This is a genomic window from Micromonospora sp. IBHARD003, assembly GCF_056106285.1.
Genome location: NZ_JBWBBX010000001.1, coordinates 6,482,508 through 6,507,312, shown reverse-complemented (window position 1 = coordinate 6,507,312; position 24,805 = coordinate 6,482,508). Strand labels below are relative to the sequence as shown.

Genomic DNA, 24,805 nt, shown 5'->3' with positions numbered 1-24,805 from the left:
TGGAAGTCAACTCGGCCGCCAGGCCGTCGTCAAGGAGTAAATCCTTAACGAGACGACAACGGTGCCATTCGTTATCTAAGTGAAGACAGGAGCCCCGGCGGGAGTCGAGCTGTCCAGAAGTGTCGAATCGCCCATTTCGCTCAGCACAAGGGCCAGCGCACCCAGCACTTCGGCCCTGCTGCCCAGCGCCCCGGGAAGGACGGAGAGCTGGCGGGCCGCGCTGGGAATCGCGTACCGGGAGACCGACTCCCTGATCGGTGCAAGCACCAATTCTCCCGCTTCGGCCAGGTTGCCGCCCAGTACCACCCGGGTGGGATTGAGGAGATTGCACAGATTCGCCACGCCACTGCCGACGTGCCGCCCGACGTCGGCGATCACCCGGCGGCAGCCCGGATCGCCCTCGCGGGCGAGCTGGACGACCCGTTCCATGGTCAGATCCTGGCCATGGCTGGGCTGGAGCAGCGGAAGCACATAGCGGGCCGCGGCGAAGGTCTCGAGACAACCCCGGTTGCCACAGCGGCAGACGGGACCCGACTCGTCCAGCGTGATGTGCCCGATCTCGCCGGCCGTACCGCCCGGACCCCGGTAGATCTGGCCGTCTATCACCAGCCCGGCACCCACACCGCTCGCGACCTTGATGTACGCCAGGTCCTTCACTCCGCGGCCGCTGCCCCAGACCAGCTCGCCCAGCGCTCCGAGGTTGGCGTCGTTGTCCACGTAGACGGGCACCCCGAGCCGGCGCGAGAGCTCCTCACTGGGGTTTATCCCGGTCCAGCCCGGAAGGATCGAGGTGGAGCCCAGGGTCCCGGACTCGACGTCGATCGGGCCCGGCACACCGAGGCCCACGCCGACGACCTTGTCCGTGCTGATTCCGGTGGCCGCGATCAGCCGCTTGACCAGGACTTCCGCCCGGCCGAAGCCCTCTTCGGACGAGGCGTCGACATCGAGCGGCTCGGACTCCTCGGCAAGCACCTGGTGGGCGAGATTGCCCACGGCGACCCTCAGATGGGTGTGCCCGAAGTCGACGCCGATGACGATGCCCGCGTCACCGCTCAGCGACACGCTGCGGGCCCGGCGGCCGCCTGCCGAGGTGGGGGTCACCTCGACCGTGCCGCCGTCCTTCAGTTCGCGAACGATGTTGGAGACCGTGGCGGCGGAGAGGCCGGTCGACCTCGCGATCTCGGCCTGGGTGAGCGAACCGGCCATGCGCACGGCACGGACCACCCGCTCGAGATTGGCCCGATGCAGAGATGTCTGCGACCCCGGAGTCTCCATCGACTCACACACTCCCGCTGCTAACTCCAACATGTGAACTCTAAGGGGAGCCTTTCGGGCCGCTCCCCGTCAAGACCTGAGCAAAAGCCCGGGCGCCCGCGGAAGGCCCACGGGCAGCCCTCACGGCGTCCACGGGCAGCACCAGTACCGCCCCTGGGCCACTGCCGCGGGCGGGGGCGGACGCGGGGGCGCAGCGGCGCGCAGGGCTATTTCAGGGCGCCCGCCGTGAGGCCCGCGACGACTTGTCGCTGGAAGACGACGTACGCGGCCAGCACCGGCAGCATCGCCATCACCAGGCCCGCGAACAGGCCGGACCAGTCGCCCTTGTATCCCTGGCTGACGGCGAGCTGCACCAGTCCCTGGGAGAGGACCTTCTGGTCCGGCTCGGTGTTCAGCACCGTCGGCAGCATGTACTGGTTCCACTGCCCCAGGAAGTTGAAGATCCCGACACTGATCAGACCGGGCTTGGCCATCGGCAGCATGACCTGGAAGAACGTCCGGGTGTGCGAGGCCCCGTCGATCAGCGCCGCCTCGGCCACCGAAGTGGGCAGCGTACGGAAGAAAGCGGTCAGGAAGAACACGGTGAACGGCAGCGAGTACGCGATGTACACGAGGATCAGTCCGTGGATCGTGTTCAGGAGCTGGATGTTGTTCATCACATAGAACAACGGGACCAGTGCCAGCATGATCGGGAAGCTCATCCCCCCGATGAAGAGGAAGTAAATGAAGCGGTTCCCGGGGAAGTCGAACCGGGCAAGGACGTACGCCGCCATCGAACCGAGCAGCAGAGTGCCCATGAGTGAGCCGGCGACCACCAGGACCGTGTTCAGGAAGTAGTCGCTCATATGTGCCTGGTTCCAGGCACGGGACCAGTTCTCGACATGGAGCCGGTCCGGCAGCGACCACGGCGAGCTGAAGATCGCGTTGTCGTCCTTGAAGGAGGTCATCACCGCCCACAGCAGCGGCATGACGACCATGAAGGCCCAGAGGATCAGCATGCCGTGCGAGAAGACGTTGAGGACCCTGCCGCCGCCGCGCCTGCTCCCGCGCTTCGACTTCGCACCGGGCAGCTCGGTCTTCACCACGTGCGGCAGAGGCTCCGCGGTGCCGGCGGGAGATGTTTCGGTCGTCTTCATCTCAGTACTCCAGGCGCTCGCGCCGGCCCAGTTTCATCACGACGGCCGCGAAGGCCAGGGTGACGATCAGCAGGGCGACACCGATCGTGGTCGCGTAGGCCGCCGCACCGTCACGGAACGCCGACTGGTACACGTACAGCACCATCACCGTGGTCGAGTAGTCGGGACCACCCGGTCCCGTGGTCATGATCTGCACCACCGCGAAGGACTCCGCGCCGAGGGCGAGGATGCCCATGTAGACCCAGCCGGACTGGATGGTGTCCCACAGCAGCGGCAGCGTGATCCGGAAGAACGTGGTGATCCGGCCGGCACCGTCCAGCAGCGCCGCCTCGTAGAAGTCCTTCGGGATGGACGCCATGCCCGCGGAGAAGAGGACGACGAAGAAGCCGACCGTGGACCAGACGAGGACCGCCATCACACACCACAGGGCGAGGTCCGGGTCACCGAGCCAGAGCGGCTGCACATCGTCGAGTCCGATCGCCTTGAGCGCGGAGTTGATCGCTCCGCTCTCCGGGTTGTACGCGAACTGGAAGAGCAGGGCCACGATCGCGATCGAGAGCACCTGCGGGAAGAAGTAGGCGATCTTGTAGAAGGAGGAGCCCCGCACCCCGGAGACCGCGGCCCCCCTCCGGTGCCGCCCGCCGACATTGATCATGAAGGCGAAGAACAGGGCGAGGCCGATCGTCACCACCGGGAGCACCAGCGCGAACAGCAGGCTGTGCCGGAGCGACTTCCAGAAGACGTCGTCGTCCCACAGCCGTGCGTAGTTGTCGAAGCCGACCATCGAGAAGTCCGGGCTCAGCCCGGTCCAGTCCGTGAACGAGTAGTAGATGGACTGGACGAAGGGCCAGATGACGAAAACCGCGTACAGCGCCAGGGGGGCGGCCAGAAACCCCACGATGAACCGGTACTTGCCGTGCTGCATGGTTACCGACCCCGATCGTCCCGAGTGTGCCGTCCAAGGGCTGTCCCGTGCGGTCGCCGAGGACCGGCCCGGACGGGACCCGGGTGCCGTGTGCTCCCGGGGGCGGGCCCCCGGGAGCACCGGCCGCTCACTGGTGCTTGTACTTCTTGACGGACGAGTCCTGGGCGGCCTTGTCGGCGAAGCCCTGGATCCTGCCGATCGCCTCGGCCGGGGTGAGCCGGCCGGCCATCATCTCGCCCAGACCGGCCACACCGATCTGCTCCTTCTGGAGTTTGACGTACCAGTCCTGCAGACGCGGGTTGACAACGTTCGCACCGGCCTTCTCCAGCGCGGCGACGCCCGACTTCAGACCCGGGGTCAGCTCGATGCCGTCGGTGCCGCCGTTGAACGCGGTCAGCGACTTCACCTGCTTGGTGAAGTTCATCGAGGACTCCCGGCCGAGCATGATGCGCAACTGCTCCATACCTCCCTCGACGTTCTTCGCCTTCGCCGGGACGATGAAGGGCTCACCACCGGAGGCCCAGATGGTGCCGAAGGGCATCTTGTCCGAGGCGTCGAGGCCGGTCGGCGCGGCGACGGCGAGATTGAAGTCCTTGGGCATCGTGCCGGCCGCCTCGTTCTCCACCCAGGAGCCGTTGGGGATGAACAGCGCCTTGCCCTTGGTCCAGGCGGTCTGGGACTGGATGTGGTCCAGGCCCGGGGTGCCCTTGAGGATGTAGCCCTTCTTGTACAGCTCGTAGTACGCCTCGAACGCGGCCTTGACGGCCGGGTGCTTCCAGGCGTTCGGCTCCAGGTTGTCGATGGAGTCGAGGACCTCCCGGCCGCCGATCTTGGCGATGAACGGGTAGAGCGAGAACGGCAGGTAGTAGGGGTGCTTGCCCGCGTACGTCCAGCCCGCGATGCCCTGCTTCTTCGCCTTCTCGCACAGGGCGAGCATCTCGTCCCAGGTCTCGGGGTACGTCGCGTCGAGACGCTCGAGCGCGCTCTGCGAGTACCAGACGCCGTAGACGGTGTAGGCGTAGTAGAGGATCCACACGGGCGCGCCGTCGAACTGGCCCATCTCGACGATGCCGGGGCGCAGGGTGTCGCGCACTTTCTTGGTCGGGTCGTCGACCGAGGACGCGTCCAGCAGCGGGGTGAGGTCGGCGAGTTGCTTCTTGCCGACGAGCACGCCCATGTCCATCTGCTCGGCGCCGGAGTTGTCGATGAGGTCCGGCGGGGTGCCGCCGTTGAAGCGGGGCTGGAGCTCGGACTGGATCTTCTGGGTGGCCTTGTGGGTGACCTTGGGGGCCTTCGGGAAGGCCGTGTTGTACTTCTGCTCCGCGTCGATGGCGTACTGCTGGCCGAACCCGCCGTCGAAGATGACGACCTCGAGGGCGGCGCTCTCGTTGACGCCGAGCGGGTTGGTCTTGGTGACCTTGCCCTTCTCGACCTTGGGACCGCTCGCGCCGCCTCCGCCACCGGAGGCACAGGCCGACAGGAAGCCGATCGTGGGAACGGTGATGAGGCCGAGTGCCGCGGAACGCTTGATCAGATCGCGGCGGCCGAGACCGCCGTTCGGGTGGCCGGAGGTGGATCCCATGCTCAAGTCCTCGCCTTCTCCAGGACTCAGGCGGTGTACCGGTCGCCCGTCTTTGTCGCCTGAGGCGAAGGGCCCCGCCACCGCGGTCATTTACTGAAGCTGGGTCGTGCAGGGGGTCAGTGCCGTACAGCGGGAACGGAGAGCTGTCGGGGCGGCGGACGAAGACCGCGGCCGCCCGGCGTCACCCGTCCCCCGGAGCCCTTTGCGTAAACCGGGCCCCGGCTCGCCGCGCGTACGAATGGCGAACGCCGACAGGTATAGTCCACTTCCCGCCATACGGGCAAGATCGAAAACAAGGTCGGCCGCCAGTCTTTCCCGAGTTGAGACCTCGCGGATACGGGAGTACCACTCGGCACCCTCTTCCCCATTCCCGTCCATTGCTGCGCAAGAATCTCATCGAAACGGCTGATTCCTAACCTGCCACACCGTCAACACCCTTGACACCATGCGGCACTTGCCTCCCTACTGGAGCCCGTGCAATGCCCATGACAACGTTGTCCGGAATCGCTTCGGCGGGAGGAAAGGCTCGGTATGCAGCCCAGACCCAGCCCTCGGTACAGACGACTCCGCACGGCCGCCCTGGTGGCGGCCACTTCTCTGCTGGTGGTGACGGGTGAATCGGCCGCCGTCGCCGTTCCCTCCCAGCCCGCCGCCCCGGCGGCGGAATTCACCACGTCATTCGAATCCGGCGAAGCCCAGCCCGACTGGCGCAACACCGTGGAAACGGGACCCGACGGAAACAAGCGATCTTCGGGTGTCGACGGCGGCTTCGCCACCGGAATACCGGGCAATGTGACCGACAAGGTCGTCGAACTGCGCGCCAGCGACGAACACAGCGGCGCAGGCGAGGTCAAGGAGAATCTGGTCGATCTCCAGCCCTCCACCAAATGGCTGGCTTTTCGGACGTCCGCGTGGATCGAATTCGACACGGACACCCCGGTCAAGGTCGCCACCTATGCGCTGACCTCGGCGAACGACTTCGCCACCCGCGACCCCAGGGACTGGACCCTCAAGGGTTCCGCGGACGGCAAGGACTGGAAGACCCTCGACACCCGTGAGGGCGAGGCCTTCGACAAGCGCTTCCAGACGAAGACGTACGACATCGACGCCGCATCGGCGGACGCCTACCCCCACTACCGCCTGGAGATCACCCGGAACAACGGCGCAACCGAGGCCACCCAGCTGGCCGACGTCCAGTTCTCCGACGGCAGCACCGGCCCACCGGCGCCCGACGACATGCGCAGCCTGGTCGACCGGGGCCCCGGCGGCTCCCCCACGGCGAAGGCGAACGCCGGCTTCACCGGCAAGCGCGCCCTGCGGTACGCCGGAACCCACAAGGCGGAAGGGCGCGCCTACTCGTACAACAAGGTCTTCGACGTCGACACCGCCGTGCGACAGGACACCGAGCTGTCCTACCGGGTCTTCCCCTCGATGGCGGAGACGGATCTGAAGTACCCGGCCACCAACGTGGCCGTGGATCTCGCCTTCACCGACGGCACCTATCTGAGTGAACTCCGGGCGGTGGACTCGTACGGCGGTCTGCTGACGCCGCAGGGCCAGGGCGCGGCCAAGCGGCTCTACGTCAACCAGTGGAACCAGGTGACATCCCGGATCGGCTCGGTCGCGGCCGGGAAGACGGTGGACCGGATCCTGGTGGCGTACGACGCCCCCGGCGGCCCCGCGAAGTTCCAGGGCTGGATCGACGACATCCGGCTCGCCCCCAAGGCACCCGCGAAGCGGCTCGGACGTCTTTCGGACTACGTCTCCACCGTCCGCGGCACCAACTCCAGCGGCTCGTTCTCACGCGGCAACACCTTCCCGGCGACCGCGGTGCCGCACGGCTTCAACTTCTGGACACCCGTCACCAACGCGGGTTCGCTGAGCTGGCTGTACGAGTACGCACGCGCCAACAACGCGGACAACCTGCCGACCGTCCAGGCGTTCAGCGCCAGCCATGAACCCAGTCCGTGGATGGGCGACCGGCAGACCTTCCAGCTGATGCCGTCGGCGGCCGAGGGCACACCGGACACCTCGCGCACCGCCCGGGCCCTCCCCTTCCGTCATGAGAAGGAGACCGCTCGTGCGCACTACTACGGGGTGACCTTCGAGAACGGACTCAAGGCCGAGATCGCTCCGGCGGACCATGCCGCAATGATGCGATTCACCTATCCGGGTGAGAACGCGGCGGTGCTGTTCGACAATGTCACCGAGCAGGCCGGTCTCACCCTCGACCCCGCGACCAGCTCCTTCACCGGCTACTCGGACGTCAAGAGCGGGCTGTCCACGGGCGCCACCCGGCTGTTCGTGTACGGCGTCTTCGACGCGCCCGTCATCTCGTCGGCCTCACAGGGCGTCAAGGGGCATCTGCGCTTCGACGCCGGCGCCGACCGTACCGTCACCCTGCGCATCGCGACCTCGCTCATCGGCATCGACCAGGCGAAGAAGAACCTGGCCCAGGAGATCCCGGAATCGGCCGGGTTCAGCCTCATCAGGGACCGCGCGCAGGACGCCTGGGACGACATCCTCGGCCGGGTCGAGGTCGAGGGCGCCACCCACGACCAGCTGGTGACCCTCTACTCCTCGCTCTACCGGCTGTATCTGTACCCCAACTCCGGCTTCGAGAAGGTCGGCGGGAAGCACATGTACGCGAGCCCGTTCTCGCCGCAGACCGGACCCGACACTCCCACCCGCACCGGAGCGAAGATCGTCGAGGGCAGGGTCTACGTCAACAACGGTTTCTGGGACACCTACCGGACGACCTGGCCCGCGTACTCCTTCCTCACCCCGCGGAAGGCCGGCGAACTCGTCGACGGCTTCGTCCAGCAGTACCGGGACGGCGGCTGGATCTCCCGCTGGTCCTCGCCCGGCTACGCAGATCTCATGACCGGCACCTCCTCCGACGTCGCCTTCGCCGACGCGTATGTCAAGGGCGTGCGGGGCTTCGACGCCGAGACCGCTTACGAGGCGGCACTCAAGAACGCGACCGTGGCACCGCCGCACCGGGGCGTGGGTCGCAAGGGCATGGAGACCTCGCCCTTCCTCGGCTACGCGTCGACGGAGACGCACGAGGGCCTGTCCTGGTCGCTGGAGGGCTATCTGAACGACTACGGCCTGTCCCGGATGGCCGACGCCCTCTACAAGAAGACGAAGAAGCCCCGCTACCGGGACGAGTCGGCGTACTTCCTCAACCGTGCACGCAACTATGTGACATTGTTCGACTCCAGGGCGGGCTTCTTCCAGGGCCGAGACCTGAAGGGCGACTGGCGCGTCCCTTCGGACCGGTACGACCCGAGGATCTGGGGCTACGACTACACCGAGACCAACGGATACGGGTACGCGTTCACCGCTCCCCAGGATTCGCGGGGGCTGGCCAACCTGTACGGGGGCCGGGCCGCGCTCGGCAAGAAGCTCGACACCTACTTCGCCACCCCGGAAACCGCCTCGCCCGAGTTCGCGGGCTCGTACGGAAGCGTCATCCATGAGATGACGGAGGCCAGGGACGTACGGATGGGCATGTACGGCCACTCCAACCAGGTCGCCCACCACGTCACCTACATGTACAACGCGGCCTCGCAGCCCTGGAAGACGCAGGAGAAGGTGCGCGAGGTGCTCTCCCGCCTCTACACCGGAAGCGAGATCGGCCAGGGCTACCACGGCGACGAGGACAACGGCGAGCAGTCGGCCTGGTTCCTCTTCTCCGCGCTGGGCTTCTATCCGCTGGTGATGGGCAGCGGGGAGTACACGATCGGCTCACCGCTGTTCACCAAGGCGACCGTACGTCTGGACAACGGCCGTGAGCTGGTGGTGAAAGCCCCGCGGAACAGCGCCCGGAACATCTACGTCCAGGGTGTGAAGGTGAACGGTCGGTCGTGGAACTCCACCGGTCTGTCCCACGAACTGCTCGCCCTCGGCGGCACGCTGGAGTTCGCCATGGGGCCGGAGCCCTCGTCCTGGGGTACGGGACGCGACGCGGCCCCGGTCTCCGTCACCCAGGACGACAGGGTCCCCGAACCGCGGCGCGACCGGATCAGCGGCCCTGGCCCGCTCTTCGACAACACCTCCGCCACGGAGGCCTCGTTGCAGGCGTCGGCGCCCGTGGAGCTGCCGGTCACGTCGGGGACCCGTGCGGTCCAGTACACGCTCACGTCGTCGGCGAAGGGCACGGCGCCGTCGGGCTGGGTGCTGCAGGGCTCGCGTGACGGCACCGTCTGGACCGACGTCGACGAACGGTCCGGCGAGTCCTTCGCCTGGGACAGACAGACCCGGGTGTTCACCATCGCCAGGCCGGGGACGTTCGAGCGGTACCGGCTGGTGCCGGCCGCGGGTGCGTCCCTCGCGGAAATGGAGATGATCGCCTAGGTGTGTCTCCGGTTGGGGCCGCAGCTTCCCGGCTGCGGCCCATCGGCCGTTCCCGCAGGTCAAGTGGGTGCCCGCGGCCATGGGACGGCCCCGGTGCGGGATCGCCGCTCATCCGAAGGATGTACCGGGACCTACCGGGGAGATCGGTCCTGGTGCCGATCCGCCGTGCAGGGACCGCGGCCTAGCGTCGAGTGCACCGAACCCCCGACACGGAAGGCGGTCGCACCGTGCAGGACACCGAACTCGGCCCGGACGCAGGCCTCGACCCGGACACCGGACTCTGCCTGGACACCGGACTCTGCCAGGACACCGAACTCGGTCCGCTGCTCGACGAACTGGACCGGATCGCGGCACTCCCCCTGGAGCGCGGCGAGACCCTGCCGGCCCGGGCCTACACATCCCCCGCCTTCCACCGGCTGGAGCAGGAACGGATCTTCCGCGGGGAATGGCTGTGCGCGGGACACGTCGACCAGGTCGCCAGGCCCGGGGACTATCTGCGTGTCGACCTGCCGGGCGGACCACTGGTCGTCACCCGTGACGAGGACGGCGAGCTGCACGCCCTCTCCCGGGTGTGCCGGCACCGCTTCATGGACGTGCTGCCGCCCGAGACCACCTCCGAACGCGGCAACCTCAAGCGGCTGACATGCCCGTACCACACCTGGACCTACAAGCTGAACGGCGAGTACGCGGGACAGCTGCACGGCGCCCCGCTGATGAACAGGGTGGACTTCGACCGGTCCGCCTGCAGACTGCCGCACCACCGGCTCGAGGTGTGGCACGGCCTCATCATGGTGAACGACGACCCGGACGCGGAGCCCCTCGGTCCACAGCTCTCGGGCCTGGACGAGGTGCTCTCGCCCTACGGGCTCGGCGACCTTGTCGTGGCGTACACGGCCCGCTGGGACGGCGTCCCGGCGAACTGGAAGGTGGCGGTCGAGAACGGCGCCGAGAGCTATCACCACATGGGCACGCACGCGAGCACGCTGGAGCCCGTGCTGCCCGGCAAGGACACGGTGCTCCACGAGTGCGACGGCCGCTGGTTCAGCGCGTTCATGCCCTTCGCCCCCATGGCAGCGGAGGCTCTGGGCGAGGACATGACGGCGGCTCTGTCCACGACCGTCCCGGGACTGGGAGACACGGAGCTGTCCGGGATGCTGATCGCCGGCGTCTTCCCCCATGTGATCCTGGCGCTGCTGCCGACCGGCGTGACCTGCTTCCGCTGGATCCCGACCGGCCCCGGCACCCATGACGCCCTGGCCACCGTGTTCGTCCCGGCCGCCGCGAAGGAGTCGCCCGGCTTCGAGACGTATCTGCGGCTGTCCCGTGAGCAGCTGGAGCTGGTCCAGGGAGAGGACCTCGTCGCCATCCGGGGTGTTCAGCGGGGTCTGGCCACGGAGCCCGGGCCCTCCGGCGGACGGTTCTCCCATCTGGAGCGCCCGCTGTGGCAGTTCCAGCGGTATCTGGCCGGACGTCTGACGAACGGTCACCCGGGAGGGCGTTAGGGCCTTTCGTGCTCCGCATGTGCCCGGTCAGGGCGAGGCTCTCACCCGACCGGCGAGCGCCCGGTCGCCCGCACGCCGGTGGCGGCATACGTTCCGAAGCGTGGAGCTGATCATCACCCCCGGGGACGGCCTGGTCGACGTGGTGCCCGATCTCGTCGTCCAGGGGCTCGGTGCGCATGAGCAGGTGACCGTGCGGATCGACGTGACCGATGCGGCGGGGACGGCCTGGCGGTCCGTCAACCGGTATCGGGCGAACGCCCGGGGCGTCGCGGGCACGGCGGAGAACGCCCCGGTCACGGGCTCGTACACCGGCGTCGATCCCGCCGGGCCCTGGTGGTCGATGACCCCGGTGCGCCGGAACCGGCCGCCCGTGGCCTTTACGGCGTCGGACGACCGGCTCACCTGGACCGTCCGCTGCGCGGCCGATTCCGCCCGCCAGGTGAGGCGGACGGTGGTGCGCCGCTGGCGGGCCCGCGGGGTCGTCCGGCGGGAGCGGGACGACCGGAGGCTGAGGCTGGTCGAGTTCGAGCCGCGCGCCCCCGGGTGGCAGGCCGCGAAGGAGGCCAAGACACGACCGGTGGTGGTGCTCGTGCCCGGTCCCTCCGGTGCCGGTGCGGTCGCGCCGGCGGCGGCGCTGCTGGCGTCGCGCTGCGGATTCCGCTCGGTGGTCGTCGGGCCTCCGGACGCGGACGGACCGGGCGGCGCCCCGGCGGGAGTGCCGCTCGAACACTTCGCGGGGGCCGTCGGCTCGGTCGCGGCCGGCAGGCCGGTCGCCGTCGTCGCCTATTCGACAGGGACGGGTGGGGCCCTCGCGGCTCTCGCCCTGGCCTGCGTCCCGGTGCATGCGGTGGTGGTCGTGGCGCCGACGCATGTGGTCTGGCAGGCGCCGGGGCGCGGCGGGCCGGGGCGCGGCGGGCCGGGGCCGAAGACCTCCTCGTGGACGTACCGGGGTGTGCCGCTGCCGTACGTCCCCGTGCGCGGCGGAGTGCTGCTCCCCCAGCTCGCCGGCCGTGCGCTGCTGCGGCGGCTGCCGGGCGGCCCGGCGCGTTCCTCGGCGCTGCGGCTGCGCGGCGCCTACCGCACGGGGCTGCGGGACGGTGTCGCCGTGCGGAGCGCGCTGATCCCGGTCGAGGACATCACCGCGCCGCTGATGGCGATCGCCGGCACCGACGACGCCCTGTGGCCGGCGGAGGACATGGCCCGCGCGCTGCTGGCGCGGCGCCGTACCGCGCGGTCCGACGACGTGCTGCTGGTGCACCGGGGCGCCGGTCATGTCCTCCGGCCCCCGCTCGTCCCGACGACCGTCGACCGCACGGCCTCGCTCGTCTTCGGTGGCACTCCGCAGGCGACGGCCCTGGCACAGAGCGAGACCTGGGCGGCGATGACGGCGTTCCTGGAGCGCCATCTCCGCTCCGGCGAGGCGGTGCCGACTGCTGTTCCCACGGCGGACGGCCGGCGCCTGACGGCCGGCGGGTGACGCGGCGGACGCGTGAGGGCCGCGCCCCCTCTCGGGGACGCGGCCCTCGTGCGTGTGGCTCCCGGGTGTCCGAGACCCGGGCGGCACCTGCGCGCGGAGCAGGCTCCGCGGCTGGTTACTTGCGGATCAGGTTCCGCAGCACGTACTGCATGATGCCGCCGTTGCGGTAGTAGTCCGCCTCACCGGGGGTGTCGATGCGGACGACCGCGTCGAACTCGACACCGGTGTCGGTGGTGACCTTGACCGTGCGCGGCGTGGTGCCTTCGTTGAGCTCGGTGACACCGGCGAAGGAGAAGGTCTCCTCACCCGTCAGACCGAGGGCCTCGGCCGAGGCACCCTCCGGGAACTGCAGCGGCAGGACACCCATGCCGATCAGGTTCGAGCGGTGGATGCGCTCGTACGACTCGGCGATGACGGCCTTGACGCCGAGGAGCGCGGTGCCCTTGGCCGCCCAGTCACGGGACGAGCCGGAGCCGTACTCCTTGCCGGCCAGGACGACGAGCGGGATGCCCTGCTCGATGTAGTTGCGGGAGGCGTCGTAGATGAACGACACCGGCGCGTCTGCCTGGGTGAAGTCGCGGGTGTAGCCGCCCTCGGTGCCCGGCGCGATCTGGTTGCGCAGGCGGATGTTGGCGAACGTGCCGCGGATCATGACCTCGTGGTTGCCTCGGCGCGAGCCGTAGGAGTTGAAGTCACGACGCTCCACACCGTGCTCGGTGAGGTACTTGCCCGCCGGGGTGTCGGCCTTGATGGCACCGGCCGGGGAGATGTGGTCGGTGGTGACCGAGTCGCCGAGCTTGGCGAGGACGCGGGCGCCCGCGATGTCGGTGACCGGGGTCGTCTCCATCGTCATGCCCTCGAAGTACGGGGGCTTGCGGACGTAAGTCGACTCGGTGTCCCACTCGAAGGTGTTGCCGGTCGGGATCGGCAGGGCCTGCCACTGGGCGTCGCCCGCGAAGACGTCCTGGTAGGACTTGTTGAACATGTCCTCGCCGATGGCGTTGGCGACGACGTCGTTGACCTCGGCCTCGGAGGGCCAGATGTCCTTCAGGTAGACCGGGTTGCCCTCGGTGTCGATGCCGAGCGCCTCACGGGTGATGTCGACCTTCATGGAACCCGCGAGGGCGTACGCGACGACCAGCGGCGGGGACGCCAGGTAGTTCATCTTGACGTCGGGGTTGATCCGGCCCTCGAAGTTGCGGTTGCCGGAGAGCACCGAGGTCACGGCCAGGTCGTGCTCGTTGACGGCCTTGGAGACCTCCTCCGGCAGCGGGCCGGAGTTGCCGATGCAGGTGGTGCAGCCGTAACCGACCAGGTTGAACCCGACCTTGTCGAGGTACGGGGTCAGGCCCGCCTTGTCGAAGTAGTCGGTGACGACCTTGGAGCCCGGGGCGAGGGTGGTCTTGACCCACGGCTTGCGGGTCAGGCCCTTCTCGACCGCCTTCTTGGCCACCAGCGCGGCGGCGACCATGACGTACGGGTTCGAGGTGTTGGTGCAGGAGGTGATCGCGGCGACGGTGACGGCGCCGTGGTCGATCTCGTACGTCGAGCCGTCGGGGGCCGTGACCGTGGTCGGGCGGGTCGGGACACCGTTGGTGGACGCGGGAGCGTCGGAGGCCGGGAAGGACTCCTTGCCCGCCTCGTCGGCGTCGTCCACGTAGTTGCGCACGTCCAGGGCGAACTGCTGGGCGGCGTTCGCGAGGACGATACGGTCCTGCGGGCGCTTCGGGCCGGCGATCGACGGGACGACCGTGGAGAGGTCGAGCTCGAGCTTCTCGGAGAAGTCGGGCTCGGCGGCCGGGTCGAGCCAGAGGCCCTGCTCCTTGGCGTACGCCTCGACGAGGGCGACCTGCTGCTCGCTGCGGCCGGTCAGACGCAGGTAGTTCAGGGTCTCGTCGTCGATCGGGAAGATCGCGGCGGTGGAGCCGAACTCCGGCGACATGTTGCCGATGGTGGCGCGGTTCGCGAGCGAGGTGGCGGCGACGCCCTCGCCGTAGAACTCGACGAACTTGCCGACGACGCCGTGCTTGCGCAGCATCTCGGTGATCGTGAGCACGAGGTCGGTGGCGGTGGTGCCGGGCTCCAGCTCACCGGTGAGCTTGAAGCCGACGACGCGCGGGATGAGCATCGAGACCGGCTGGCCGAGCATGGCGGCCTCGGCCTCGATACCGCCGACGCCCCAGCCCAGCACACCGAGGCCGTTGACCATGGTGGTGTGCGAGTCGGTGCCGACGAGGGTGTCGGGGTAGGCCTGGCCGCCCCGGACCATGACCGTGCGGGCCAGGTGCTCGATGTTCACCTGGTGGACGATGCCGGTGCCGGGCGGGACGACCTTGAACTCGTCGAAGGCGGTCTGGCCCCAGCGCAGGAACTGGTAGCGCTCCTTGTTGCGGCCGTACTCCAGCTCCACGTTCTGCGCGAAGGAGTCCGGAGTGCCGAACTTGTCGGCGATGACGGAGTGGTCGATGACCAGCTCGGCCGGGGCCAGCGGGTTGATCTTCGCCGGGTCGCCGCCGAGCTCCTTGACGGCCTCGCGCATGGTGGCGAGGTCCACGACACAGGGCACACCGGTGAAGTCCTGCATGATCACGCGGGCCGGCGTGAACTGGATCTCCTGGCTCGGCTGCGCCTGCGAGTCCCAGCCGCCGAGCGCCCGGATGTGGTCGGCGGTGATGTTCGCGCCGTCCTCGGTGCGGAGCAGGTTCTCCAGCAGGACCTTGAGGCTGTAAGGGAGGCGCGCGGCGCCCTCGACCTTGTCCAGCCGGAAGATCTCGTAAGACTCGTCGCCCACGCGTAGCGTGCTGCGGGCGTCGAAGCTGTTCGCCGACACGACAGTCTCCTTTTTCCATGTGCGCGTACGAACCGCATCCTGCCGTCTGCAGCTGCTCCCGATCCGCTAAGGTAAGGCTTAGTTAGGGGAGCCTTACCAGCGAGCAGCACGGGAAGGTGTGCGGTACGCCTTCTCACAGATATCTCGATGTCGAGATAACTCTAATACATGACCCGCGGGACGGTCATGCCCGGACACCGGTGACCTGTCGCAGCGAAGGGCGAGCGTGCTCATCGAACATTGAGTGGTACCGCCATCAGGAGGACACGAGCAAGGCCAGCGAGGCAACGGCGGCGGCGAGGTAGAAACCGGGAAACGCGAGGCTGTAGAGCACGCGGGCGCGCAGATGGAAGGCGAGCGCGCCCAGGTAGAACAGGACGAGGCCGCAGGCCGCAGCGGCGCCCACAGGGCGCAGTGCGGCGTCGTGGAGGCCGAGAAGAAGCCCCGCCGCACCGGCCAGCTTGAGGGCGGCCAGCCGGGGCAGCCAGGCTCGGGGGACACCCACCTCCGCCGAGTTGGCCAGTACGAAGCGTGCCCCGGCGAGGTCGGCGGCGGCGATACCGACGTTGACGGCGGCGGTGAGCAGGGTGACGACGAGGAGCGCGAGCTGGGTACCGGTCATGCCTTCAGAGTCTGCGGGCGCCTTGGCACCGTCCAATACCTGCTTCTATAACCTGATGGCATGGATGTGGACACGCGCCTGCTCCGGTACTTCGTCGCAGTGGCGGAGGAGGGCAGCCTGACCGGGGCGGCCGAGAGGCTTTTCGTCTCGCAGCCTGCGTTGACCAAGCGGATCCGGCGCCTGGAGGAGGATCTCGGGGTAAAGCTCTTCGCGCGTTCGCGGTCGGGGATGGCGCTGACCGAGGCCGGCCGTGAGTTCGCCTCGCGGGTGCCCGCACTGCTGGACGGCTGGGACGAGGCGGTTCGGGCAACCGGCCGGGCGGCACGCGTACTGCGCCTGGGCTTCCTGGACGCGGGCGCGGTCGGTGCCGTCCCCGAGGTCATCGCCGAATTCCACCAGGCGCGGCCGGAGTGGCGGGTGGAACTGCGGCAGTTCGACTGGTCGGACCCCAGCGCCGGCCTGGCCCAGGGCGAGGTGGATGCGGCAGTGGTGCGTTTGCCGTTTCCGGGCCAGGAAACGTTGACAGTGCGCGAGTTGTTCGTTGAAGAGCGGGGGGTGCTGCTCCCCGCCAGTCATCCGCTGGCGGACAGCGAGACGGTGGAGTTCCGGCAGCTGTGGGACGAGCCGTTCGTCGCGGCCGGAGTCGAGACCGGAGCGTGGAGGGAGCACTGGCTGGCGGCGGAGGAGCGGGACGGACACCCCGTCCGGATCGGCGCCGTCACCAGCCGTCCTGACGAGTGGCTCGCAGCGGTAGCGGGCGGCTGCGTCGCGCTGGCCCCGGCGTCGGCGGCCCGTTTCCACTCCCGCCCAGACGTGGTGTTCCGTCCGGTCCGCAGGGTGTCTCCCAGCCGGGTGGGGCTGACTCGGCCTCGGGGACGGACGCACGAGGCGGCGCTGGACGAGCTCCTGGATGCCATCGCGCGGCGGCTGAGTCGGCGTTGACCCCGGGCCGCCGGCGCGCGGCCCCGCCAGAATGCCGACCTCACTTAGGGGGCTTCTGACGGATCTCCGCGGCGTCGCGACGCCCGGCACGCACTCTCGCCGCACCGACCGAAAGCCCAAGTACGTCCAGTACGAGGGCTTCCAACCGGCACTCCGAGAGCACGCACCGGACGCCGCTCCTTCCTCCACGGAGACCCATCAGAAACCCCCTAGCCACAAATCGGACGTCATGTGACTACGCCGAAACCCTGGGACCCGGGCTACTGGCTCTCCTGCCTGCGGCGACTGGATGGGTTGAGACTCGGCAAGATCGAAAACCTTCGCATCGCGCCGTGCCGTGCCGTGCCGCGGACGGGGGCGGCATCCCGCCGTGCGAAACCGCGCGCCCGCCGTTCGACCCAGCCCTTGTTTCACCTATCGATATTCGATAGATTCCCATCGTAGCTCGATGGAAGGTTGGGGCATGGGAAAACTGACAGTGCGCGCGCTGCGCGCCGTGCTCGTGGTGGTGCTCACCGGCACCTTGTTCGTACAGGCATTGATGGTGTGGGCGTTGGTCAGTGGGAGTGACCCGGAGGACGGGTCACTCCCGCTGACCCCGCTGCGCGTGATCACGATCCTGGGCATCGGGACGGTCCAGGTCGCCCTGGTCTGTGTATGGCGACTGGTAACAATGGTGCGACGCGGAACCGTGTTCTCCCACGCCGCCTTCCGGTACGTGGACGTCATCATCGGCGCGATCGTTGCGGCTGCTCTCGTGTGGTTCGCGGTCACGGCCCTGAATGCGCCCGGCCAGCGGGACGACCCGGGCGTCACCCTCATCATGGGCGGAATTGGCGTGGCCATCCTGGGAGTCGCGCTCATTGTGCTCGTGCTGCGGATGCTGCTCGCCCAGGCCGTCGCCCGCGACGTCGAAGCGGCGCAGATGCAGGCCGAGTTGGACGAGGTGATCTGATGCCGATCGCCGTCGACATCGACGTGATGCTGGCCAGGCGGAAGATGTCCGTGGGCGAGCTCGCGGACCGCGTAGGGATCACGCCCGCCAATCTGGCGGTACTCAAGAACGGCCGCGCCAAGGCGGTGCGCTTTGCGACGCTCGCCGCGCTCTGCGAGGTGCTCGAGTGCCAACCAGGCGACCTGCTTCGCTGGGAGGTCGAGGGCACCGCGGGCGAATGAACCGTGCCTGCCGATGCGTCATCGCCGATCCCGCTTGCCTTGACCGGCTTGAGGACATCACCGGCGAGGCTCTGCTCGCCTTCACGCGCTGGGCGTTGATGCAGATTCCGTTGAGTCCCCTTCCTGCGGAGCAGGCTTCGCTGACAACGGACACCCATGGACCGGATTCGAGGCTCCGTGCCCACTGTCCCGCCTCAACGACGTTGGTCGTCCGGGCGTCGCTGACCTGCATGGACTCGGTTCGTTGAGACAGACCACAAGTCTTATGCCTGCCGATGCACCAGGAGCCGCCCCCTTCGCATCACCTTGTGTCGAGTGTTTGACACAAGATCCCGACCAGGGCATCTTGTACCCATCACTTGATACAAGATGATCTGGGTGGTCTCCATATGCTCGACACCGTCCCGCTCCAGTCCCGGCTCCTCGACCACGCCGACTACTACGCCCGCTGGTCGGGTCTGGCCATCGGCGTCGTGACCGCACAGCAGTTGGTCACGATGGAGAGCGACGACATCACGATGCCTCTCGTGTTCGCCATCACCGCTTTCGGCCTGTGCGCGGTGGGCGGTGTCCTGCTCGGCGACGCCCTGACCCTGCGTCCCCAGGAAGCGGTACGCACCGCGCGTCTCGCCCCGCGCCTGGTCCGGGACCAAGTGCCGCCCCGTATGGCGCCCCTGCTTCTTCTGCAGGCGGCGTCCCTCGTCACCCTGCTGGTGATCGGTGCGGTCACCGCCTCCTCCGCCCCCGACCGGATAGGCAGCGCGGGGCGTGTCATGACCGTCACCTGCGAAGGGATGCGCGTTTCCCTCGGTCCCTGGCCGGGCCTGTACTACAGCGGCCCGATGTTCGCCGCCCTCACGGTCGGAACCCTCGCCTGCGTCTGGGCCCTGCGTCGTATCGCCCACGGCCCGGGCAGCGACCAGCAGCGCCGCAATCGCGCGTGGGCGACTACGGGAGCCTGGGGGCTGATGGTGTCGAGCCAGGTGCTGCTCGTCGTTCTGATGATCCTCGTCGCGCTCACGGAGAAGGACTGCGCCGGGCCGCTGGGCGCCGCCACCATCGTGGCGATCTGCCCCCTGGGCCTGCTGAGCCTGTTCACCTTCGAATGGTCCCTGGTCACCGTGGTGGCACCCCGGGCGGTCGACGACGAGGCAGCCGACGATGGGACTGTCGACGATGAGTGACTCCGCCGTCCGCGTCGACACCACCAGCCAGGTACCGCCGTACGAGCAGATCCGCGCGCAGCTGGCCGCGCTGATCCGTATTGGCCGGCTGGCCGAGGGCGAGCGCCTGCCGACCGTGCGCCAGCTCGCCGCCGACCTCGGTCTCGCGCCGGGCACAGTGGCTCGTGCCTACCACGAGCTGGAAGCCGCCGAGCTGATCCGCACCCGCCGTGGCGCGGGCACCCGGGTCGCGGCGCTCCCGTCCGAGCCTCACGCGCACGATGCCGACCAACTCGCCACTCTGGCCCGGGACTTCGCTTCCGCTGCCCGGTCACTCGGCGCCGGCACCGAGGACATCCTGACCGCCCTCCGCGACGCCCTGGACCCGGGACCCATCTCCTCTTCGGCCGCGGCCGGCAGCGGAGCGGGGGGCCCCAAGACGGCCGAGGTGTCGGCGCGCGTCACAGGCGTGAGGAACAGGCTTGAGCACCAGGCGTAAGCACCAGGCGTAAGCAACAGACGCAGGTCGCCGTAGGTGAATGAGTCGCTGTTACGTCACGGCGGCTTCCTCGTCATGGCCGATACGCGACGCGAGCGGAGTGACCGCTCCCATCCCGTTCACTCGAGCTCGCGCATCCGGCGGATCGGGCTCGCCAGGAGGATCGCCGGGCTGACGACGGAAAGCACGGCCATCAGCGCGAGGGAGGCGCGGGTCCCCCACAGGGCTGCGACGCTTCCCGCGGCCAGCGCGCCGAACGGGATGGCGCCCCAGGAGACGAAGCGGACCGTCGCCATCACGCGCGGCAGCAGTTCCGGGGGCGTGGTGGTCTGCCGGTGGGTGCGGGTCACGATGCTGGTCACCACCACGGCCCCGGCGAAGCCACCGTTTCCCAGGGCGAACAGGACGAGCGCCGCGGAGTGGCCGGACAGCGGCATCAGCGCCGCGAAGCACGGGGCGATCACCGCGGCCCGGCACAGCGCCCGGCCGCTGCCGAGGCGGGCGACGAGCCGGGGCGTGAGCGCCGCTCCGATCAGGGTGCCGAGGCCGTCGGTCGCGATGAGTATCCCGACCAGGGCAGGCGGAGCGTCGAGGGTGCGGACCAGGAAGACCGGGGTGAGCGCCATCAGGCCGCCGCAGACGAAGTTGACCGCGGTCGCGTCCGCCACACAAGGACCCATGACGGGGTGGCGGGTGACGTACCGCCAGCCCTCGCGGATCATCTCGCCCACACGGCGGCGCGGACCCTCCTGCGCGGGGTGCGCCACCCGCGGCAGGGTGCTCATGAGCGCGGCCGAGACGAGGTAGCTCACCGCGTCGACCACGATCGACATCGCCGCGCCGAGCAGCTGGACCAGCACCCCGCCGAGAGACGGACCTCCGAGCTGGGTCGCCGCGCTGGTCCCCGATGTGAGGCTGTTCCGGGCGGTGAGCTCCTCCTTGCTGACGATGGAGGGCAGGAAGGTCGAGTTGCCCACGTCGAAGACGACGGACGCCAGCCCGACCACCAGGGCCACGGCGATCAGCTGCGGCAGGCTCAGGACACCGAGTGCGGCGGCCACCGGCACCGAGACCACCGCGGCGGCCCGGATCAGATCCATCGCCACCTGCGTCCCGCGCAACGGCAGTCGGTGCACGAGGACTCCGGCCGGGAGGCCGATCAGGAGCCACGAAGCGAAGGACGCGGCCGTGATCAGGCTGACCTCGAACGCCGAGGCATGCAGCACCAGCACCGCGAGCAGCGGCAGGGCCACCGCCGTCACGGCGTCGCCTATCCCGCTCGCCGTCGACGCGGCCCAGAACCGCCAGAACGCCGCCGCCCGCGACCCACGGTCCGGCCGGTCCTCCCGGTCCCCCTTCTCTCCCCGCCCCTGTACCGCCGTCGCCATAACTGCCCCCGTGGTCCGAGTGAGTCTCTTTGGGGAACTGACTATACTCATGGATCATGCGGTACACAGAGCTCGGCGACCCGGACTGCGCGATCGCGCAGGCGCTGACGGTGGTCGGGGACCCATGGACACTGCTGCTCATCCGCGACGTCGCGGGCGGGACGCACCAGTTCGACGCGCTCCGGGACGGGCTCGGCATCAGCCGCAAGGTACTGACAGAGCGCCTGAAGGCCCTTGTCGCGGACGGGGTGCTGGAGAAGCGTCTCTACAGCCCGCGCCCTCCCCGGTACGAGTACCACCTGACGCCGGCCGGACGCGGCCTGCTCCCCGCCCTCGTCGCCCTCCAGGACTGGGGCGCCCGCCATGTCATGGGCGACGGCACCCTCTCGGCCACGAGCGCGACCGACTCCGCAGAGACCCGGCGCGTGCACGCCCTGGTGGGGCAACGGCTCCCCGGGCTCGAGCTCACCGGCCCCGGGGGCGTACCCGTCGATCCGGTGGCCACGGACCGGGCCTGGACGGTCCTTTACTGCTTCCCCGGGGCCTACGCACCCGGCGGGCACGACTACCCACCGGGCTGGGGCGAGATCCCGGGCGCCCGCGGCTGCACGCTGGAGTCGTGCACGTATCGCGACCGGATGGCGGACTTCGCGGAGCGGGGCGCGACAGTGCACGGAGTCAGCACACAGCGCCCCGACCAGCTCGCCGCCTTCGCGGAGCACGAGCGGATCGCGTTCCCGCTCCTGTCCGACGCCGAGCTGCAACTGGCCGGAACACTGCGGCTCCCCACCTTCCGCGCAGCGGGTGTGGACCGGCTCAAGCGGCTCACCCTGGTCCTCGACTCCTCCCGAAGGGTGCGCGGCGTGCTGTACCCGCTCGACGACCCGGCGGGGTCGGTCGACGACGCCCTGGCGCTCGTCGGCTCGCTGGCCGGGGCCCGGTGACGCCCCGTCCCTTCCCCCGCTCGCACAGGGGCCGCGTAGCCCACCGGGACCAGGCTGTCCACCCACCTCCTCGAAGCACACCGGCCCTTCTCGCACAATGAGCCGGTGACCACCACATCCGAAGCCCCCGGAAGCGCGACGCCGGTGCAGCGGCACGCGGACTGGCTCGAGCTCTTCTTCGACCTCGTCTTCGTCGCCTTCGCGGCACAGCTGTCCCACTCCCTGCACGGAAACCCGAGCCCGCAGGACTTCGGCGTCTTCCTGGCGCTCTACTTCCCGCCGTGGTGGATGTGGATCAACTTCACCGTCGCGGCCAACGTCTTCGCGGACGAAAGCGCCCGCCGCCGGCTGCTGATGCTCTCGGCGATGGCCTGCCTCGCCCTGATGGCGGCGGCGGTGCCCGAGGCGACCGGAGACCGGGGGCCCGCGTACGCGATCGGTTACGCCGGGACCCGGTTCGTGCTGCTGGGGCTGTGGTGGCCGGCGACCCGGCTGCCCGGGCCGACGCGGGTCCCGAAGTGGCGGCCGCTCGCCTACTGCCTCGTGTCCGGGGTGCTGTGGGTGGCCTCCGCATTCGTGCCGAGCCCCTGGCGGTACACGATGTGGGCGCTGCTCATCGTCGCGGAGGTGGTCTTGCTGCTCACCGCGCGCGGCAGCGAGATCGCGCGCCGGCTGCACACGGGACACCTCGTGGAGCGGGTCGGGCTGTTCGTGATCATCGTGCTCGGCGAGTCGGTGCTCGCGCTGATCACCTCGGCCGACCAGACCTGGACGGCGCAGGCGGGCGTCACGGCGCTGCTGGGCTTCGTACTGCTCGCCGCGCTCTGGTGGTCGTACTTCGACTACGGGACGGCCTCGGCGGAGCTGATGCTGGGAGCGGCCCGGGGACGCGAGGCCTTTCTGCTCGCCCGTGACGTCGCGGGATTCCTGCACTTCTTCGTGACCGCCTCGGTGATCTGCGTGGCGGGCGGCCTCGCCACGGCCGTGGACGACGCCGGTCACGCCCATCTCCCCGTGGGCGCGATCGTCGCCCTGGCCGGCGGGCTGGCGCTCTACCACCTCACCCATGCCTGCATCGCCCTGCGCTACCGCCGGCCGGTGACGGGCGTCGCCACCTGGGCCGTGCCGGGCGTCGGCATCCCCGTCCTGGTCGTGCTCTTCGGGCACCATCTCGCGCCCTGGCTGGTCGTGCTGATCCTGGCGGCCGAGGCGATCGCCCATCTGCTCTACGCGAGAACGATGGCCCGCCGGCGTCTCGCGGCAGGAAAGATGTGAGTCACTCGAATGGATTGCACCCTTTGCCCGAGTTGATGCAGTGAGGGAGCATCAAAACCAGGGATCACCCGCATGGTCCACCCCATTGGACGGCTCATCTCATATCTGAGATAGCCTGCCTCTATGGCAGACGACTACCTCGTACGCATCGGCAAGCTCATCCGTGACGCCAGGCAGCACCGTGGCTGGACACAGACGCAGCTCGCCGAAGCACTCGGCACCAGCCAAAGCGCTGTCAATCGCATCGAGCGCGGCAATCAGAACATCAGCCTTGAGATGATCGCCCGTATCGGTGAGGCACTCGACAGCGAAATCGTGTCGCTCGGGTACGCCGGCCCCATGCATCTCCGCGTCGTCGGGGGGCGCCGGCTCTCCGGCGCCATCGACGTCAAGACCAGCAAGAACGCCTGTGTGGCACTGCTGTGCGCCTCGCTGCTCAACAAGGGCCGCACGGTACTGCGCCGGGTCGCCCGCATCGAAGAGGTCTACCGGCTCCTGGAGGTCCTCAACTCCATCGGTGTCCGAACCCGTTGGATCAACGGCGGCACCGACCTCGAGATCGTCCCGCCCGCCACGCTCGACATGGACGCCATCGACGCCGAGGCGGCACGCCGGACCCGCTCGATCATCATGTTCCTCGGACCGCTGCTGCACCGTATGGACCGCTTCCGGATCCCGTACGCGGGCGGTTGCGACCTCGGCACCCGCACGATCGAGCCCCATATGATCGCCCTGCGCCGCTTCGGACTGGACATCACCGCCACGGAGGGCCTCTACCACGCCGTCGTCGAGCGTTCGACCGGCCCCGAGCGTCCGATCGTGCTCACCGAGCGCGGCGACACCGTGACCGAGAACGCCCTGCTCGCGGCCGCCCGCCACCCCGGCGTCACCGTGATCCGCAACGCCTCGTCGAACTACATGGTCCAGGACCTGTGCTTCTTCCTGGAGGCGCTCGGCGTACGCGTCGACGGCATCGGCACCACCACACTCACCGTGCACGGCGTGGCGGACATCGACATGGACGTCGACTACTCGCCCTCCGAGGACCCGGTCGAGGCGATGAGCCTGATCGCGGCGGCCGTCGTCACCGAGTCCCAGCTGACGGTCCGCCGGGTGCCGATCGAGTTCCTCGAGATCGAGCTCGCGGTGCTGGAGGAGATGGGCCTCGACCACGACCGCACGGCCGAGTACACCGCCGACAACGGCCGTACCAGGCTGGTGGACCTGACGGTGCGCCCGTCGAAGCTGGAAGCGCCGATCGACAAGATCCACCCGATGCCGTTCCCCGGCCTCAACATCGACAACGTGCCGTTCTTCGCAGCCATCGCCGCTGTCGCGCAGGGCCAGACCCTCATCCACGACTGGGTCTACGACAACCGTGCGATCTACCTCACCGACCTCAACCGCCTCGGCGGCCGCCTCCAGCTCCTCGACCCGCACCGCGTCCTGGTCGAGGGACCGACCCGCTGGCGCGCCGCCGAGATGATGTGCCCTCCCGCCCTGCGGCCCGCCGTGGTCGTACTGCTGGCGATGATGGCGGCCGAGGGCACTTCGGTGCTGCGCAACGTCTATGTCATCAACCGGGGGTACGAGGATCTGGCGGAGCGTCTCAACTCGGTGGGCGCGCAGATCGAGATCTTCCGGGACATCTGAACCGCGGGTAATGCCTCCCGCTTCACGCCTCCTGAACCATGTCCTTGTTCCCGTCCT

18 protein-coding genes are annotated in these 24,805 nt (G+C 69.0%); 11 read left to right on the top strand and 7 right to left on the bottom strand.

The genetic code is table 11. The features are described 5' to 3' along the window. Positions 1–75: 75 nt before the first annotated feature. From ACTWOL_RS28650 to ngcE, 4 genes are all read right to left on the bottom strand, one after another. A complete protein-coding gene (locus ACTWOL_RS28650; RefSeq protein ID WP_474299704.1) occupies positions 76–1,275 on the bottom strand; it encodes an ROK family transcriptional regulator in 1,200 nt (399 codons plus the stop codon). A gap of 206 nt (positions 1,276–1,481) precedes the next feature. After that, positions 1,482–2,411: a carbohydrate ABC transporter permease gene (locus ACTWOL_RS28645; RefSeq protein ID WP_474299703.1), complete on the bottom strand. Its 930-nt coding sequence runs from the start codon at positions 2,409–2,411 to the stop codon at positions 1,482–1,484. A gap of 1 nt (position 2,412) precedes the next feature. Beyond that, the gene (locus tag ACTWOL_RS28640) at positions 2,413–3,336 is read right to left on the bottom strand and encodes a carbohydrate ABC transporter permease (RefSeq protein ID WP_474299702.1); all 924 of its coding nucleotides are present in this window, start codon (positions 3,334–3,336) and stop codon (positions 2,413–2,415) included. Between the two features lie 127 nt (positions 3,337–3,463). Next, complete coding sequence (gene ngcE / locus ACTWOL_RS28635) at positions 3,464–4,918, bottom strand: N-acetylglucosamine/diacetylchitobiose ABC transporter substrate-binding protein (RefSeq protein ID WP_474299701.1); 1,455 nt, start codon at positions 4,916–4,918, stop codon at positions 3,464–3,466. Between the two features lie 582 nt (positions 4,919–5,500). Between ngcE and ACTWOL_RS28630 the strand changes: the two genes are divergently transcribed. The 3 genes from ACTWOL_RS28630 to ACTWOL_RS28620 all read left to right on the top strand — a co-directional run bounded on the left by ACTWOL_RS28630 (position 5,501) and on the right by ACTWOL_RS28620 (position 12,256). After that, positions 5,501–9,277, top strand: coding sequence for a GH92 family glycosyl hydrolase (locus ACTWOL_RS28630; protein ID WP_474299700.1), 3,777 nt, complete (start codon positions 5,501–5,503; stop codon positions 9,275–9,277). Positions 9,278–9,504: 227 nt separating this feature from the next. Next, entirely contained in the window at positions 9,505–10,779 is a 1,275-nt protein-coding gene (locus ACTWOL_RS28625; protein ID WP_474299699.1) for an aromatic ring-hydroxylating oxygenase subunit alpha, read from the top strand. Positions 10,780–10,879: 100 nt separating this feature from the next. Beyond that, on the top strand, positions 10,880–12,256 hold the full coding sequence (locus ACTWOL_RS28620; protein WP_474299698.1) for an acyl-CoA thioesterase/bile acid-CoA:amino acid N-acyltransferase family protein: 1,377 nt from the start codon (positions 10,880–10,882) through the stop codon (positions 12,254–12,256). Between the two features lie 115 nt (positions 12,257–12,371). Here the strand turns inward: ACTWOL_RS28620 and acnA are convergent, their stop codons facing one another. Both acnA and ACTWOL_RS28610 read right to left on the bottom strand, forming a co-directional pair. Further along, positions 12,372–15,086, bottom strand: coding sequence for an aconitate hydratase AcnA (gene acnA / locus ACTWOL_RS28615; RefSeq protein WP_474299697.1), 2,715 nt, complete (start codon positions 15,084–15,086; stop codon positions 12,372–12,374). Positions 15,087–15,342: 256 nt separating this feature from the next. Then, positions 15,343–15,708 (bottom strand): DoxX family protein, encoded by a 366-nt coding sequence (locus ACTWOL_RS28610; RefSeq protein ID WP_474299695.1) that lies wholly within the window; start codon positions 15,706–15,708, stop codon positions 15,343–15,345. A gap of 60 nt (positions 15,709–15,768) precedes the next feature. Between ACTWOL_RS28610 and ACTWOL_RS28605 the strand changes: the two genes are divergently transcribed. From ACTWOL_RS28605 to ACTWOL_RS28585, 5 genes are all read left to right on the top strand, one after another. Beyond that, positions 15,769–16,650, top strand: coding sequence for a LysR family transcriptional regulator (locus tag ACTWOL_RS28605; RefSeq protein ID WP_474299694.1), 882 nt, complete (start codon positions 15,769–15,771; stop codon positions 16,648–16,650). 463 nt (positions 16,651–17,113) lie between these two features. After that, on the top strand, positions 17,114–17,605 hold the full coding sequence (locus ACTWOL_RS28600; RefSeq protein WP_474299693.1) for a DUF2975 domain-containing protein: 492 nt from the start codon (positions 17,114–17,116) through the stop codon (positions 17,603–17,605). After that, the gene (locus ACTWOL_RS28595) at positions 17,605–17,826 is read left to right on the top strand and encodes a helix-turn-helix domain-containing protein (RefSeq protein WP_474299692.1); all 222 of its coding nucleotides are present in this window, start codon (positions 17,605–17,607) and stop codon (positions 17,824–17,826) included. The genes ACTWOL_RS28600 and ACTWOL_RS28595 overlap by 1 nt, the downstream gene beginning before the upstream one ends. Positions 17,827–18,215: 389 nt before the next feature. Beyond that, positions 18,216–19,010: a hypothetical protein gene (locus ACTWOL_RS28590; RefSeq protein ID WP_474299691.1), complete on the top strand. Its 795-nt coding sequence runs from the start codon at positions 18,216–18,218 to the stop codon at positions 19,008–19,010. Next, the gene (locus ACTWOL_RS28585; protein ID WP_474299690.1) at positions 19,003–19,488 is read left to right on the top strand and encodes a GntR family transcriptional regulator; all 486 of its coding nucleotides are present in this window, start codon (positions 19,003–19,005) and stop codon (positions 19,486–19,488) included. The genes ACTWOL_RS28590 and ACTWOL_RS28585 overlap by 8 nt, the downstream gene beginning before the upstream one ends. A gap of 119 nt (positions 19,489–19,607) precedes the next feature. On the opposite strand, the gene ACTWOL_RS28580 is transcribed toward ACTWOL_RS28585, so the two are convergent. Then, positions 19,608–20,876, bottom strand: coding sequence for an MFS transporter (locus ACTWOL_RS28580; protein WP_474299689.1), 1,269 nt, complete (start codon positions 20,874–20,876; stop codon positions 19,608–19,610). A 56-nt stretch (positions 20,877–20,932) separates the two neighbouring features. Here ACTWOL_RS28580 and ACTWOL_RS28575 point away from each other — a divergent pair, with 56 nt between their 5' ends. The 3 genes from ACTWOL_RS28575 (at position 20,933) to ACTWOL_RS28565 (ending at position 24,748) form a co-directional block, all read left to right on the top strand. Beyond that, positions 20,933–21,820 (top strand): winged helix-turn-helix transcriptional regulator, encoded by an 888-nt coding sequence (locus ACTWOL_RS28575; RefSeq protein WP_474299688.1) that lies wholly within the window; start codon positions 20,933–20,935, stop codon positions 21,818–21,820. A gap of 105 nt (positions 21,821–21,925) precedes the next feature. Next, entirely contained in the window at positions 21,926–23,095 is a 1,170-nt protein-coding gene (locus tag ACTWOL_RS28570) for a low temperature requirement protein A (protein WP_474299686.1), read from the top strand. Between the two features lie 123 nt (positions 23,096–23,218). After that, positions 23,219–24,748: a helix-turn-helix domain-containing protein gene (locus ACTWOL_RS28565; protein ID WP_474299684.1), complete on the top strand. Its 1,530-nt coding sequence runs from the start codon at positions 23,219–23,221 to the stop codon at positions 24,746–24,748. The last annotated feature ends 57 nt before the right edge of the window (positions 24,749–24,805 follow it).

What these genes read in the sequence shown, in the direction of transcription:
- ACTWOL_RS28650 (WP_474299704.1), bottom strand. Translation starts at nt 1,275, where the DNA reads ATGGAGACTCCGGGGTCGCAGACATCTCTGCATCGGGCCAATCTCGAG.
- ACTWOL_RS28645 (WP_474299703.1), bottom strand. Translation starts at nt 2,411, where the DNA reads ATGAAGACGACCGAAACATCTCCCGCCGGCACCGCGGAGCCTCTGCCG.
- ACTWOL_RS28575 (WP_474299688.1), top strand. Translation starts at nt 20,933, where the DNA reads ATGCGGTACACAGAGCTCGGCGACCCGGACTGCGCGATCGCGCAGGCG.
- ACTWOL_RS28610 (WP_474299695.1), bottom strand. Translation starts at nt 15,708, where the DNA reads ATGACCGGTACCCAGCTCGCGCTCCTCGTCGTCACCCTGCTCACCGCC.
- ACTWOL_RS28565 (WP_474299684.1), top strand. Translation starts at nt 23,219, where the DNA reads ATGGCAGACGACTACCTCGTACGCATCGGCAAGCTCATCCGTGACGCC.
- ACTWOL_RS28590 (WP_474299691.1), top strand. Translation starts at nt 18,216, where the DNA reads ATGCTCGACACCGTCCCGCTCCAGTCCCGGCTCCTCGACCACGCCGAC.
- ACTWOL_RS28595 (WP_474299692.1), top strand. Translation starts at nt 17,605, where the DNA reads ATGCCGATCGCCGTCGACATCGACGTGATGCTGGCCAGGCGGAAGATG.
- ACTWOL_RS28585 (WP_474299690.1), top strand. Translation starts at nt 19,003, where the DNA reads ATGAGTGACTCCGCCGTCCGCGTCGACACCACCAGCCAGGTACCGCCG.
- ACTWOL_RS28600 (WP_474299693.1), top strand. Translation starts at nt 17,114, where the DNA reads ATGGGAAAACTGACAGTGCGCGCGCTGCGCGCCGTGCTCGTGGTGGTG.
- ngcE (WP_474299701.1), bottom strand. Translation starts at nt 4,918, where the DNA reads ATGGGATCCACCTCCGGCCACCCGAACGGCGGTCTCGGCCGCCGCGAT.
- ACTWOL_RS28640 (WP_474299702.1), bottom strand. Translation starts at nt 3,336, where the DNA reads ATGCAGCACGGCAAGTACCGGTTCATCGTGGGGTTTCTGGCCGCCCCC.
- ACTWOL_RS28605 (WP_474299694.1), top strand. Translation starts at nt 15,769, where the DNA reads ATGGATGTGGACACGCGCCTGCTCCGGTACTTCGTCGCAGTGGCGGAG.
- ACTWOL_RS28580 (WP_474299689.1), bottom strand. Translation starts at nt 20,876, where the DNA reads ATGGCGACGGCGGTACAGGGGCGGGGAGAGAAGGGGGACCGGGAGGAC.